This window comes from Streptomyces sp. SDT5-1 (genome assembly GCF_052245995.1).
GTDB lineage: Bacteria > Actinomycetota > Actinomycetes > Streptomycetales > Streptomycetaceae > Streptomyces.
Genome location: NZ_CM125963.1, coordinates 1,527,883 through 1,541,309 on the forward strand (window position 1 = coordinate 1,527,883; position 13,427 = coordinate 1,541,309).

12 protein-coding genes are annotated in these 13,427 nt (G+C 72.2%); 6 read left to right on the forward strand and 6 right to left on the reverse strand.

Annotated elements, in window-relative coordinates; genetic code table 11:
• Nucleotides 1-143 precede the first annotated feature (143 nt).
• Entirely contained in the window at nt 144-1,100 is a 957-nt protein-coding gene (locus tag ACTWJ8_RS07205; RefSeq protein WP_356383478.1) for a helix-turn-helix transcriptional regulator, read from the forward strand.
• 200 nt (nt 1,101-1,300) lie between these two features.
• Entirely contained in the window at nt 1,301-3,664 is a 2,364-nt protein-coding gene (locus ACTWJ8_RS07210; protein WP_443263346.1) for a phosphoketolase family protein, read from the forward strand.
• 15 nt (nt 3,665-3,679) lie between these two features.
• On the opposite strand, the gene ACTWJ8_RS07215 is transcribed toward ACTWJ8_RS07210, so the two are convergent.
• From ACTWJ8_RS07215 to ACTWJ8_RS07230, 4 genes are read right to left on the reverse strand one after another with little or no spacing between them, the layout of a single operon-like run.
• Complete coding sequence (locus tag ACTWJ8_RS07215; protein ID WP_443263347.1) at nt 3,680-4,918, reverse strand: Gfo/Idh/MocA family protein; 1,239 nt, start codon at nt 4,916-4,918, stop codon at nt 3,680-3,682.
• 7 nt (nt 4,919-4,925) lie between these two features.
• On the reverse strand, nt 4,926-5,759 hold the full coding sequence (locus ACTWJ8_RS07220) for a carbohydrate ABC transporter permease (RefSeq protein ID WP_356383469.1): 834 nt from the start codon (nt 5,757-5,759) through the stop codon (nt 4,926-4,928).
• The gene (locus ACTWJ8_RS07225) at nt 5,752-6,741 is read right to left on the reverse strand and encodes a carbohydrate ABC transporter permease (protein WP_356383466.1); all 990 of its coding nucleotides are present in this window, start codon (nt 6,739-6,741) and stop codon (nt 5,752-5,754) included. Before ACTWJ8_RS07225 ends, ACTWJ8_RS07220 begins: the two co-directional genes overlap by 8 nt.
• Nucleotides 6,741-8,045 (reverse strand): ABC transporter substrate-binding protein, encoded by a 1,305-nt coding sequence (locus tag ACTWJ8_RS07230; protein WP_443263348.1) that lies wholly within the window; start codon nt 8,043-8,045, stop codon nt 6,741-6,743. The genes ACTWJ8_RS07225 and ACTWJ8_RS07230 overlap by 1 nt, the downstream gene beginning before the upstream one ends.
• Before the next feature lie 201 nt (nt 8,046-8,246).
• On the opposite strand from ACTWJ8_RS07230, the gene ACTWJ8_RS07235 reads away from it, so the two are divergent.
• A complete protein-coding gene (locus ACTWJ8_RS07235) occupies nt 8,247-9,056 on the forward strand; it encodes a YhjD/YihY/BrkB family envelope integrity protein (RefSeq protein ID WP_356383460.1) in 810 nt (269 codons plus the stop codon).
• Here ACTWJ8_RS07235 and ACTWJ8_RS07240 read toward each other — a convergent pair.
• Entirely contained in the window at nt 9,048-10,451 is a 1,404-nt protein-coding gene (locus ACTWJ8_RS07240) for a DUF2252 domain-containing protein (RefSeq protein ID WP_443263349.1), read from the reverse strand. The two genes, ACTWJ8_RS07235 and ACTWJ8_RS07240, sit on opposite strands and share 9 nt — an antisense overlap.
• Before the next feature lie 125 nt (nt 10,452-10,576).
• Here ACTWJ8_RS07240 and ACTWJ8_RS07245 point away from each other — a divergent pair, with 125 nt between their 5' ends.
• Nucleotides 10,577-11,908, forward strand: a complete 1,332-nt coding sequence (locus tag ACTWJ8_RS07245) for a diacylglycerol/lipid kinase family protein (RefSeq protein ID WP_443263350.1) — start codon at nt 10,577-10,579, stop codon at nt 11,906-11,908.
• Here ACTWJ8_RS07245 and ACTWJ8_RS07250 read toward each other — a convergent pair.
• A complete protein-coding gene (locus tag ACTWJ8_RS07250; protein ID WP_356383452.1) occupies nt 11,905-12,366 on the reverse strand; it encodes a DUF7144 family membrane protein in 462 nt (153 codons plus the stop codon). The genes ACTWJ8_RS07245 and ACTWJ8_RS07250 overlap by 4 nt on opposite strands.
• A gap of 198 nt (nt 12,367-12,564) precedes the next feature.
• Here ACTWJ8_RS07250 and ACTWJ8_RS07255 point away from each other — a divergent pair, with 198 nt between their 5' ends.
• Both ACTWJ8_RS07255 and ACTWJ8_RS07260 read left to right on the forward strand, forming a co-directional pair.
• Entirely contained in the window at nt 12,565-12,834 is a 270-nt protein-coding gene (locus tag ACTWJ8_RS07255) for a hypothetical protein (RefSeq protein WP_356383449.1), read from the forward strand.
• A 124-nt stretch (nt 12,835-12,958) separates the two neighbouring features.
• The gene (locus tag ACTWJ8_RS07260) at nt 12,959-13,420 is read left to right on the forward strand and encodes a response regulator transcription factor (RefSeq protein WP_356383446.1); all 462 of its coding nucleotides are present in this window, start codon (nt 12,959-12,961) and stop codon (nt 13,418-13,420) included.
• Nucleotides 13,421-13,427 lie beyond the last annotated feature (7 nt).

Below are 13,427 nucleotides of genomic sequence, written 5' to 3' on the forward strand. Positions count from 1 at the left end.
CGGAACGAAGCGTCGGTCCCGCGTCATCCACGGAACGAAACGCGTCAACTGCGCGACCCTGCCGGTCAACGCCGTGGCAACCGCCCCGTACCGGCCCGTAGGCTGCGCGCGCGGGCATATTCGGTCAGCGGGAGGCCAGTCCCATGGGCACGGTGCATTTCGACAGCAGTGACATCGAGGTCACCGAGGATTTCCTGAGCCGTCACTACGCCCGGATGCGCATCGGCAACGGCACACCGCAGTCGAGCCGGGCCCGTATCCGGCGCGACGAGCTGCCCGGGGTGACCGTCGACGAGCTCGACCTCGACTTCGACATGCGGTACGAGGTGACGCCGCTCCAGAAGATCTGCCTGTGCCTCGTCCACGAGGGCACCATCCAGGACCACTCCTTCGGGCGGGTCGAGGACGCGTTCGGGCCGGGCGACATGGTGTCCTTCGCGCCGCCCGAGCTGCCGTACGAGGGCCGGATCTGCGGCGCCCGGTACAACATCACGATGCTCGACCCCGATCTGCTGACCCAGGTCGCCGCGACGGCCCCCGGCGCGGAGCCGGGACCGGTCAGGCTCACCGGGCACCGGCCCGTCTCCGAAGCGGCCGCCCTCCACCTGAAGCGGACCATCGTGCATCTGCGCGACCACGTCCTCGCCGACCCGGAGGTCGCCGCGCAGCCGCTCGTGGCGTCGACGGCCGCGCAGTACCTGGCCGCGAGCGTCCTCGGCGCCTTCCCCAGCACGGCGCGGACGCGGCCGACGGGGACGGACCGGCACGACGCCCACTCCGCCACGCTGCGCCGGGCCGTCGCCCACATCGAGGCGCACGCCCAGGAGCCGCTCACCGTGCGGGAGATCGCGGCTGCGGCCCATGTGACGGTGCGGGCGCTCCAGTACGCGTTCCGGCGCCATCTGGACACGACGCCTCTGGCGTATCTGCGCCAGGTCCGGCTCGCGCACGCGCACGACGACCTGCGGGCCGCCGATCCGTCGAACGCGACGGTCACGAACATCGCCGCACGCTGGGGCTTCCACCACACCGGCCGCTTCGCGGCGCTCTACCGGGAGGCGTACGGGCGCGCTCCCCTCCAGACGCTGAACGGCGACTGAGAGCGCCGAGAGAACGAGGGTGCGAGCGGCCGGGGCCCCGCGGTCTCCCCGTAGCCGTGCGTCACCCGACTCGCCCCTCCCCCGGGGCGGGTCGCTACGGGGACCCCGCACCATGGCCACAAGGGCTCTTCGCGCGTGGCCGGGACGGGCGGCAGACTGGCGGCGCAGAGCACACCGCTGCCGCTACCGATGGAGCTGCCATGGCGAAGGATCTGTCCAAGCACCAGGCCGCCGCACTCGACGCGCACTGGCGCGCCGCCAACTATCTCGCGGCGGGCCAGATCTACCTCCTCGACAACCCGCTGCTCACCGAGCCGCTGTCCCCGGAACACATCAAGCCGCGCCTGCTCGGCCACTGGGGCACGTCCCCCGGCCTCAACCTCGTGCACACCCATCTCAACCGCGTCATCAAGGAGCGGGACATCGAGGCGCTGTGCGTGTGGGGTCCCGGCCACGGCGGGCCCGCCGTGCTCGCGAACTCGTGGCTGGAAGGGACGTACTCGCAGGTCTATCCGGACGTGTCGCGGGACGCCGCCGGGATGGGCCGGCTGTTCAAGCAGTTCTCGTTCCCCGGCGGCGTGCCCAGCCATGTCGCGCCCGAGACGCCCGGCTCGATCCACGAGGGCGGCGAGCTCGGCTACTCCCTCGCGCACGCCTACGGCGCCGCGCTCGACAACCCGGACCTGCTGGTCGCCTGCGTGATCGGCGACGGCGAGGCGGAGACGGGGCCGCTGGCGACGTCCTGGCACGCGAACAAGTTCCTCGACCCGGTGCACGACGGCGCGGTCCTGCCGATCCTGCACCTCAACGGCTACAAGATCGCCAACCCGACGGTGCTCGCCCGCATCCCCGACGCCGAGCTCGACGAGCTGCTTCGCGGCTACGGGCACGAGCCGCTGCACGTGACGGGCGACGATCCGCTGCGCGTCCACCGCGACCTCGCCCGCGCCATGGACCAGGCCCTCGACCGCATCGCCCGCATCCAGCGCGAGGCACGGGACGGACGGACCACCGAGCGCGCCCGGTGGCCGATGATCGTGCTGCGCACCCCGAAGGGCTGGACGGGCCCGGAGACCGTCGACGGCGAACCGGTCGAGGACACGTGGCGCTCGCACCAGGTGCCGCTGCCCGGCGTCCGCGAGAACCCGGAGCACCTGCGGCAGCTGGAGGCCTGGCTGCGCTCCTACCGCCCCGAGGAACTCTTCGACGCCGAGGGCCGCCCCACCGACGAGGTCCTGGCGTACGTCCCCGAGGGCGACCGGCGGCTCGGCGCCACGCCGCACGCCAACGGCGGGCTGCTCACCCGGGCGCTGCCGATCCCCCCGCTGGAGCGCTTCGCCGTCCAGGTCGACAAGCCGGGCACCGCGCTGCACGAGCCCACCCGGGTGCTCGGTGATCTGCTCGCCGAGATCATGCGGGACACCGCGGACCGCCGCGACTTCCGCCTCGTCGGCCCGGACGAGACGGCCTCCAACCGGCTCCAGGCCGTGTACGACGCGACCGGCAAGGCGTGGCAGGCGGGCACGCTCGCCACCGACGAGCACCTGGCACACGACGGCCGGGTGATGGAGGTGCTGTCCGAGCACCTCTGCCAGGGCTGGCTGGAGGGCTACAACCTCACCGGCAGGCACGGACTGTTCTCCTGCTACGAGGCGTTCGTGCACATCGTCGACTCGATGGTGAACCAGCACATCAAGTGGCTGAAGACCTCGCGCGGGCTGCCGTGGCGTGCGCCGCTGCCCTCCCTCAACTACCTGCTGACCTCGCACGTGTGGCGCCAGGACCACAACGGGTTCTCGCACCAGGACCCCGGCTTCGTCGACCACGTCCTCAACAAGAGCCCCGACGTCGTACGGGTCTATCTGCCGCCGGACGCCAACACGCTGCTCTCGGTCGCCGAGCACGTGCTGCACAGCAGGGACTACGTCAATGTGGTGGTGGCCGGGAAGCAGCCGTGCTTCGACTGGCTCTCGCTCGACGAGGCCCGCGCCCACTGCGCGCGCGGCGCCGGGGTGTGGGACTGGGCCGGCACGGAGGACGGCAGCCGGGACCCGGACGTCGTGCTCGCCTGCGCCGGTGACGTGCCGACGCAGGAGGTCCTGGCCGCGGCGAGCCTGCTGCGCACGCATCTGCCGGAACTCGCGGTGCGCGTCGTCAACGTCGTCGACATGACGCGGCTGCTGCCGAAGGGCGAGCACCCGCACGGCATGCCGGACTTCGAGTACGACGCGCTGTTCACGGCCGACAAGCCGGTGATCTTCGCGTACCACGGCTACCCGTGGCTGATCCACCGCCTCGCGTACCGGCGCACGGGCCATGAGCACCTGCACGTGCGCGGGTACAAGGAGTCGGGGACCACGACCACGCCGTTCGACATGGTCGTGCTCAACGACCTGGACCGGTACCGGCTCGTCATGGACGTCATCGACCGGGTGCCGGGGCTCGCCGTGCGGGCCGCCGCGGTGCGCCAGACGATGGCGGACGCGCGCACCCGGCACCACGCGTGGATCCGGGAGCACGGCACGGACCTGCCGGAGGTCGCGAACTGGTCGTGGACCGGGTGACCGTTCCGGGGCCGGTCAGCTCTGGCCGTTCGTGAACCAGTCGGCGAGGTCGGGCGCGAGCCGCTCCACCGTCACGGGACGCCCGTCGGCCCGCAGCGACTCGGTGGCCGCGACGCCCGCGGCCACCGCCTCGCGGGCGGCGACGGGGCTGGTGTCGGTGGCGCCGCCCGCGCGCACGAAGCGCAGGAACTCGGCGACGAGCAGCGGGTCGGAGCCGCCGTGCCCGCCCTCACCCGGCGCCGGCATCGGCACGACGAGGTCGGCGTCGGCGCGGTAGCCGCTGCGCCGCTTCCAGACGCGGACCTCGGCGGTGTCGCCGTGGTCGCCGAAGTTCTCCAGGCGGCCCTCGGTGCCGATGACGGTGTAGTTGCGCCAGTAGTCGGGCGTGTAGTGGCACTGCTGGTAGCTGGCGTGGATGCCGCCTTCGAGGCGCATCACCATCATCGACAGGTCCTCGACGTCGACGACCGGGTTGAGTCCGGTGAGGGAGAGCGGCGGCCAGTTGTTCTCGGGGTCGTACCAGTCGGGCATCGTGGCGCCGGGCGCCTGCCCGGAGCGGTCGGTGATGTCGCCGTAGACGGTGAGCCCGCCGAGGGCGCTGACACGCTCGGTGTAGGCGCCGGCGAGCCAGTGGATGACGTCGAGGTCGTGGGCGCCCTTCTGGAGGAGCAGTCCCGTGGTGTTGCGGCGGTCGGCGTGCCAGTCCTTGAAGTAGAAGTCGCCGCCGTGGCCGACGAAGTGGCGGCACCACACGGCCTTGACCTCGCCGATCTCGCCGCGCTCGATGAGTTCCCGCATGACGCGGACGACGGGCATGTGGCGCATGTTGTGGCCGACGTACAGCCGGGAGCCGGAGGCGCGGGCGGCCTCCAGGACGCGGTCGCAGCCCTCGGTGGTGATGGCGAGCGGCTTCTCCACGAAGACCGCGACCCCGGCTTCGAGGAGGTCGACCGCCAGCTCCTCGTGGGTGTGGTCGGGGGTGATGACGAAGACGGCGTCGAGGTCCTCGGCGGCCAGCATGGCCTTGTGGCCCTCGTAGGTGCGCACGTCGCCGCCGAACCACTCGCGGGCGCGGTCGAACATGCCGGGCGCGGTGTCGGCGACGGCCACCACGGAGGAGCCCTCGCCGGGGTGGTGGGCCTCGCGGGCGACGGTGGCGCGCAAGCCGAGCCCGATGACGCCCAGGCGCAGGTCGCGGGTGGGGGTGGGGGTGGGGGTGTGCTGCGGCTCGTCCGTACGGAGTTCGGTGGTCATGCCTGGTTCAGCCCTTCATTCCGGAGAAAGCGATGCCCTGGATGAACTGGCGCTGCATCGCGACGAACACCACGATCACCGGGAGCGTGGCGAGCAGGGACCCCGCCATCAGCACCGGGTACTCGGTGAGGTGGGCGCCCTGGAGCGAGGCGAGGCCCGCCGAAAGCGGCATCTTGGCCGGGTCGGTGTTGACGATGAGCGGCCACATCAGGTCGTTCCAGGACCACAGGAACGTGAGGATGCCGAGTGCGAGAAGGCCGGGCCGGGCGAGCGGCAGCGCGATGCGCCAGAAGACGGTGAACGGGTTGGCGCCGTCGAGCCGGGCCGCCTCCTCCAGCTCCTCGGGAAGCCCCATGAAGAACTGCCGCAGCAGGAACGTCCCGAACGCGGAGAACATGCCGGGGACGACCAACGCCTGCATGGAGTCGAGCCAGCCGAGGTTCTGCATGATCTGGTACTGCGGCAGCAGGAAGAGCTGGCCCGGCACCATCAGCACGGCGAGGAACCCGAGGAAGATCGGCCCGCGTCCGGGGAAGCGGATCCGGGCGAAGGCGTAGGCGGCCATGGAGCAGAGCAGCAGCTGGGCCGCGGTCCGCAGCAGCGCCATGATCACGGTGTTCACGAACTGCCGCCCGAACGGGACGCCGTCGAAGACCTTCGCGTAGTTCGAGAAGTCCCAGTGCTCGGGCAGGATCGTGGGCGGTACGCGCACGGACTCGCCGAAGGTCTTGAAGGAGGTCAGGAGCTCCCACAGGAGCGGGAACACGGTGATGACCGCGCCGAGCACGAGCAGCACGTGGGCGGGCCAGATCCGCCCCTGCCGGATGGCCGTCTTACGCATAGTGGACCCACTTCTTCTGCAGCCGGAACTGGACGGCGGTGAGCGCCATGATGAGGACGAAGAGCACGCACACGATGGCCGCGCCGTAGCCGCGCTGGTTGTCGAAGAACGCCTTCTGGAAGAAGAGCATCACCACCGTCTGGCCCTCGCCGTAGGCGGGGTTCTGCAGCGCGTTCTGGGTGTTGGCGCCGAGCATCAGATAGACGAGGTCGAAGACCTGGAGCGACTGGATGACCGAGAGCACGGTGGTGAAGAACAGCGTGGGGCTCAGCAGCGGCAGGGTCACGGAGACGAACTGCCGGACGCGGCCCGCGCCGTCGAGCGCGGCGGCCTCGTAGTAGTCACCGGGGATGGACTGGAGCCCGGCGAGCAGCAGGATCATGTTGTAGCCGACGGTCATCCACACGCCGACGGCGGCGACCGCGAAGCGGATCGTGTGCGGGTCGGACACCCAGGCGGTGCCGTCGATGCCGACGGTGGACAGCGCGTGGTTGAGGATGCCGGCGTCGCCGTTGTAGAGCCAACGCCAGACCACGGCGACCGCGGCGGGCATGGTGACGACCGGCAGGAAGTAGAGGGTGCGGTAGACGCCGGTGCCGCGCAGTCCCTTGAGGTTGAGCAGGACGGCGACGACCATCGAGAGCGGGATGCCGAGGAGGACGAGCCCGGTGTAGACGGCGGTGTTGCCGAGGGACTGCCAGAACTCCGGGTCGCCCACGAGGGTGCGGTAGTTGGAGATCCCGATCCAGGTCGTGCCGCCGAAGGGTCCCCACTCGGTGAAGCTGTAGTACAGGGTCTGCACCACGGGCCACAGGTAGAAGACGGCGAGGCCGAGCCCGGCGGGGGCGATGAGGGCGTAGCCCCACCACTTGTCGCGGTGGCGGAACCGCCGCTCGCGCCGCTTCAGCTCCTTCTGGTCCAGCGGCTTCGGCTTGCCTCGCTGCGCGGGTACGGCGACAGCCGTCCGTGTGTCGACGCTCATCAGGCCCGGCCCTTCCGCTCCTGAGCGAGGAGCTGGTTCATGGCGTCGGCGAGCGAGCCGCTGGCGCCTTCGAGGCTCTCGACGCCGCTCCAGGCCCGCGCGAGCCAGATCTGTTCCTTGTGCGACCAGGCGGCCGTGTTGGCGGAGCTGGGGAACGGCACGGCGTAGTCGAGCGCGTCCAGGTGGGTCCGGAGGTTGAAGCGCGGCATGCCGGCGGCCCACGGCTCGGCGGTGCCGTTGCGTGCGGGGATCGCGGTGCCGTACTTGCCCTGGAGGAGGGAGATGCGTTCGGTGCCGAGGAACCGGACGAAGTCGCGGGCGAGTTCGGGCTGCGGCGTGCGGGCGTACACGACATTGGCGAGTCCGTGCAGCACGGTCGCGCGGCGGCGCCCCTTGGGCATGGGCGCGACGTCGACCTTGGCGCGCAGCTCGCGGTCGGCGTAGAACGTCGCGGCGTTGTACGACGCCTCGTACGTCATGGCCAGCGTGCCCGACTGGAACATCTGGGTGGGGTCGGTGTCGGCCATCTGCTCGAGGGTGGGCGAGGCGCGGTAGCGGTGGATGAGGTCGACCCACAGGCGCAGGCCCTCGCGGGTGCGCTCCTCGGCGTATCCGGACTCCCGCTTGTCCTTCGAGATGACCCAGCCGCCGGCCTGCGGCACGGAGTTGTAGTAGTTCTCCTGGGCGCGGACGGGTGCGCCGACGCCGTAGATCCCGCGCCTGCGGTCGGTCAGCCGCTGGGCGTTCTCGATGAGGTCCTGCCAGGTCCAACGCGCGTCCGGGTAGGGCACCTTGGCGCGGTCGAAGAGTTCCTTGTTGTACCAGAGGGCGACGGTGTCGAAGTCCTTGGGGGCGCCGTACTGGGTGCCCTTCCAGCGGTACAGGGAGACGAGGTCGTCGGGGAAGTCGGCGGTGGGGACCACGGCGTCGTCGCCCTCGGTGTCGAGCGGCAGCAGCTGGCCCGCCTGGGCGTACATGCCGAAGTTCGGCCCGTTCATCCAGAACACGTCGGGCGCGGAGCCTCCGGTGCAGGCGGTGCGCAGCTTGGTCCAGTACGTGCCGTTGGGCGTGAGCTGGACGTCGACGGTCACGCCGGGCCGCGCCCGTTCGAAGGCCCGCGCGGCGCGCTGCATGGCGGGCAGTTGGTAGACGTCCCAGACGCCGTACGTGAGGTGGCCGCGCCGCGAGCCGGACCCGGCGTTCGAGGATTTCGGGGCGTTCGACGAGGAGAGGCCGCAGCCGGACGCGAGCGGCGCCGCCGCGAGTGTCGTGGCGGCCGCGGCGAGGAGAGAGCGCCTGCGCACAGGGAGCCTTCCTGGTGAAGGGTCGACCGGAATGCAAGGACGCTATTTGCTCGAAGTTGATGGGTCAAGGCTTGTTTCGATCACCTTTAAGCAAACCTGGCGATGGTCGGGCGCGCTCACCCGGCGCGGGCGACGTGCGCTCGGGCGGTCGGCCCGACAGTGCTCGGCAGGAGCGTGTTCCCCGTCCGGGAGGGCGTTGTCATGACGATCACGGACGCCGCCCGGCCCCTGACGGGCCGGATCGTGCGGCAACTGGTGCACGTCAGCATCCTCGACATGGCGACACGCCTCGCCGCGCAGGCGTTCCTCGCCGCCCTGCCGATGCTGATCGCGCTCGCGTCGTTCTGTCCGGGGGCGGTCAGGCGCGAACTCCTCGCCTCGCTGCGTACGTTGATCGGCACGAGCGGGCCCGTGGTCGCGCAGGCCGAGGAGCTGACCGGGGGCGGCGACGCCACCTTGCACAGCTGGGGCGCCGCGGGCGTGCTGGTCGCGCTGCTCTCGGCCACCGCGTTCACCCGGGCGTTGCAGCGGCTGTGCGAGCGGGCGTGGGAGCTGCCGCACTCCGGGGTGCGACTCGTGGCGTGGCGCTGGGCGGTGTGGCTGCTGGTGTGGGTGGCGATGCTGATCGTGCAGGGCGCCCTGCACCGGGCGTTCGGCGCGGGCGCGCTCCTCGGCTATCCGTTGCAGTTCGCTGCGGCCGCCCTGATGTGGTGGTGGACCCAGCATCTGCTGCTCGCCGGGCGGGTGCCGTGGCTTCCGCTGCTGCCGGGGGCGCTGCTGACCGCGGCGGGCGCGGTGGCGTTCTGCGGGGTGTCGGGCCTGTGGCTGCCCAGGGCGCTGCGGATGAGCGTGGAGCGCTACGGGGCCCTGGGCTCGGTGTTCACGGTGCTGTCCTGGCTGATCCTGTTCTTCACCACGGTGGTGTTCGGGGTGGCCGTCGGCCGCGTCCTCGCGCAGGAGGAGTTCCTGCGGAGCAGGATCGGCGGCGCGGCGGCCACGGGCTCACGCTGACGCGACCGGCACCCTTCCGTCCCGCGCGGCCGCGGCCAGCGCCTCGTGGTCGCGCTCGTTCTGGTCGGCGTACGCCTCCGCGAAGCGGGCCAGGGCCTGGTCGAAGCGGTCGGAGCCGCCCAGGTAGGCGGCGATGGCGATGCGGTCGCCGGAGCGGGCGTGGGCGCGGGCGAGCGTCGCTCCGCAGGCCCGGCCGAACAGGCCCATGACGCGCGGCGACATCAGATCCGCCTGCGGGATCGCCTTCCAGTCCCGCAACTGCCTTATGTAGAAGTCGCGTTGCCGCCCGTCGAGGCCCTCCACCCGCTCCCAGCCGAGGAACATGTCCCCCGCCGCCTGCATGAGTCGCTGCCCCACGACGACGCGTTCGCCCTGGTTGGTGTGGGCGCCGGCGCCCGCGTACGGCGCGAGCACGGACGTCTGCGCCTCCTTGGCCTGGAGCAGCAGCGGATCGTGGTCGTCGCGGCCGAGCAGCAGGATGATCCAGCAGCGGGTCCCCACGCTGCCGACCCCGACCACCTTGCGTGCCATGTCGACGACCCGGTACTGGCCGAGCAGCGCCCTGCGTTCGGCGGTGAGCGTGCGCGCGTACCGCTCGATCAGGTCGATGAGCTGCGCCTCCGGCTGTTTGCGCTCGACGCCCGGCAGGAGCTGGTCGAGCGGGGTGACGAGCGGCGGGTCGGCGGCGATGCGCAGTTCGCCGTCCACGACGTGTGCGAGCTTGTCGAGGGCCTGGAGGTGGTCGCGGCCGCGCGCCTTGCTGAGCGCCTGCGCCATGCGCCGCCGACTGCGGGTGTCCAGCTTCCCTGACACGGCGGCGTACAGCTCGTCCGCCTCGATCCGCGCATACCACACGTCGAGCGTGCGCATCCCGGCGAACCGCTCCATCGACTGCCGGTACGAGGCCGCCGTGGCCCGCACCACGCGGGCGCGCTCGTCCTTTCCGAAGCCGTTGCCGCGGCCCGCGATGACGAGGCTCGCGGCGAGCCGCTTGACGTCCCACTCCCACGGGCCGCGCAGCGTCTCGTCGAAGTCGTTCACGTCGAACATCAGGCGCCGCTCCGGCGAGGCGAGCAGCCGGAAGTTCAACAGGTGGGCGTCGCCGCAGAGTTGGGCGCGCAGGCCGGTGGCCGGGGTGCCCGCCAGGTCGGACGCCATGATCGCCGCGGCGCCCCGGAAGAACCGGAACGGCGACTCCAGCATCCGTGCGTAGCGGATCGGGATCAGCTCGGGGAGCCGGGTCGCGGACTGCTCCTCCAGGATGCGGACGGGGTCGGGGCGGTCGGCGGCGGGAACGTACACGGCGTGCCCGGAGCGCGGGACGCGGGACCGGGCCGAGCGGCCCGCGCTCGCCCGCTCGCGCGCGGTGGGGTGCCTGCTCGTCGTCTCGGTCATGGCGGGCTCCTTCCCGGTGAGGCCCCACCGTGCGCCGGGCGGGGCGCCGCCACGTCACCCCGACGGTGTGAGGTCGCCTCCCGGGGGTGAGCCCGGCAGTCGCGGCCGGTCGCAGACTCCCGGTCATGGAACCGACGACGCGGGAGACGACGCGGGAACGGGTGCGGGGGCAACGGTGGCTGGCGCGCGCCTCCTTGGCCGCCGCGGCGGGCGCCGTGCTGGTCCTGGCCGCCTTCGCGGGGCTGCGGACCTTCGCGCTGCTCGGCGTGGGGGTCCTGGGGACCGTGGTGACGGCCGCCGCCGTGTGGTGGGTGCTCAGCAGGCGGGGCCCGGTGCGATATCTGGCGCTGCTCCTGGCGCTGGCCGCGCCGGTGTGGGTGCTGGTCGCGTACGCCCGCGCGCATCTGGTGTGGGTGGTGCTGGTCGCGGGCGGGCTGTGGCTGCTCGCGGCTGGGACGGGCCGTGCGGCGCTCGGGCCGCGCCGGGCGCCCGCACCGATGCCGGAGGCGCCCGCGCCCGCCGTCCGCAGGCCGGTGCTGATCATGAATCCGCGCTCGGGCGGCGGCAAGGTCGACCGCTTCGGGCTGCGCGCGAAGGCCGAGCGGCTCGGGGCCGACGTGGTGCTGCTGGAGGGGCCCGAGGCGGTGGACGTCGCGGCGCTCGCCCGGGAGCGGGCGGCGGCCGGGGCGGATCTGCTCGGTGTCGCGGGCGGCGACGGCACGCAGGCGCTCGTCGCAGACGTCGCCGCCGAGTTCGGCCTGCCGTTCCTGGTGATCCCCGCGGGGACCCGCAACCACTTCGCGCTCGACCTCGGCCTCGACCGTGAGGACCCGGCGAAGGCCCTGGACGCGCTGGCCGACGGCGTGGAACTGCGGGTCGACCTCGGCCGGGCGGGCGGCCACCCGTTCGTCAACAACGTGTCGTTCGGGGCGTACGCCGAGGTGGTGCAGAGCCCCGCCTACCGCGAAGGCAAGACCCGTACCACCCTGGAGCTGCTGCCCGATCTGCTGGTCCGGCACAGGGGCGCGACGCTGACGGCCCGCGTCGGCGGGGACGAAGTCGCCGACCCGCAGGCGCTGTTGGTGAGCAACAACCCGTACGGCGCGCACGACGTCGCGGGCCTCGGCCGCCGCACCCGCCTCGACGGCGGGGTGCTCGGCTGCGTCGGTGTGCGGGTCACGAGCGCCGCCCGGGCCGCCGGGCTGCTGCGCGGCGGCAGGTCCGCGGGGCTCACCGCGCGGACCGCGACCTCGGTGGTCGTCGACGCGGACCGGGACACGATCCCCGTCGGCCTCGACGGGGAGGCGGTGCGGATGGCGGTCCCCGTGCGCATCGAGGTGCGGCCCGGGGCGCTGCGGGTGATCGTGCCGCGGCAGCGCCCGGGGACGTACCGGGAGCGCCCGCCACTGGACTGGCGCGGCGTCACGGCGCTCGCCCGTACGGTCCGCGGTCCCTAGAGCGGCGTGCCGTAGACCTTGTGGGCCTCGCGGTGGCCGTACACGGCGAGCGACCAGATCACCAGGATGTCGAGGGCGATCAGGATCGCCGACCACACCGGTTCGTACGGGGTGAAGAAGAAGTTCTCGATCGCGCTCATCGCGGCGATGGTCATGACGACCACGCGGGCCCAGGTGCGGCCGCTGAACAGGCTCACGGCCGCCGCGAACACGATCACTCCGGTGATCAGCTGCACCCAGCCGCGGGCGTTGGTGTCAAAGTCGAACGCGTAGTCGTTCTGCGCCTGGTAGTAGTTCTCGTTGAGGATCGCGGCGAGTCCCGCGATCGCGTGATAGGCGCCGATGATGCCCATCACGAACGCCGCGAAGACCACTCCCCCGACGGCGACCGGACGGACATGGGGCTCCGCTTCCGGCGCTCCGGAACGCGCCGCGCGCGGCGACATCTGCTCCGCCATGTCGACCCTCCTCCTCGCTCTGTGCCGAACCGGACTCGATGCACCCGGAGCATGCGGCCCGCGCCGCCCGCACCGGTTCACCCGCAGCGGATGAGCGCACGGCCGCGGGCCGCTGTCACCCGCCCAAGGTGATGCCCGCACCCGTACGGCCGCCGGGACAATGGCCTGCGGGGTGAAGCTCGCACAGGAGGTGACGCCATGGGCGGGTCGTACACCGGTCCGGGCCCCGAGCCCGTCGGGCCGCTCTCCGGCGGCGACTTCGAGATCCGGATCAGGGGACGGATCGGCGACGCGTTCCGGTCCGCGTTCGACGAGCTGACCGTCGTGCTGCGGCCCGCGGAGACCGTGCTGCTCGGCGCCGGTCTCGACCAGGCGGCCCTGTACGGGATCCTCGACCGCATCCAGGGCCTCGGTCTCGAACTCCTCGAGGTGCGCAGGCTCCCCGGGCCGCGCGACGCGCGCGAGTGAGGTCCTCGCGGTCCCCGCAAGGGGCCCGACCGCTCCGAAATCGGCGCGGAAGGCCCCTTACGCGCCGCGCGCCCGAGCGCCACCGTGGGTGGCGTCATGCCCTCCACATGGGGAGGTGAGGGGCTTGCAGTCGACACTCCGCCCGCGCACGACCGACGATCCGGTGACCGCCGAGCACATCGGTGCGCTCCGTCTGCGACTGAGCTGGCTCAGCGAGGAGAGCGCGCCGGCGGACGCCACGCTGACAGCGTGCCTGATGTGGGTCGCCGAAGTCCTGGTCGAGGTCGCGGGAGACGTGGCCGACCCGCGCGCCGCGGGCGCCCTGGTGCACCGCGCGTCGGTCGCGCTCGCCGCGGTGCCCGTCCCGCCGGACGACGCGTCGGCTCCGTCCGACGAACGACTGACCGACCGTCAACTGGCGGTGCTCAAGCAGTTGCAGGAGGAGGTCTCGCTCCGGCAGATCGCGGACGGCCTCTACGTCTCGTACAACACGGTCAAGAGCCACACGCGCGCCGTGTACCGGAAACTGGGGGCACGCTCGCGGGCCGAGGCGCTCGCCCGCGCGCAGGAGCTGGGCCTCGTCTGACCCGGCG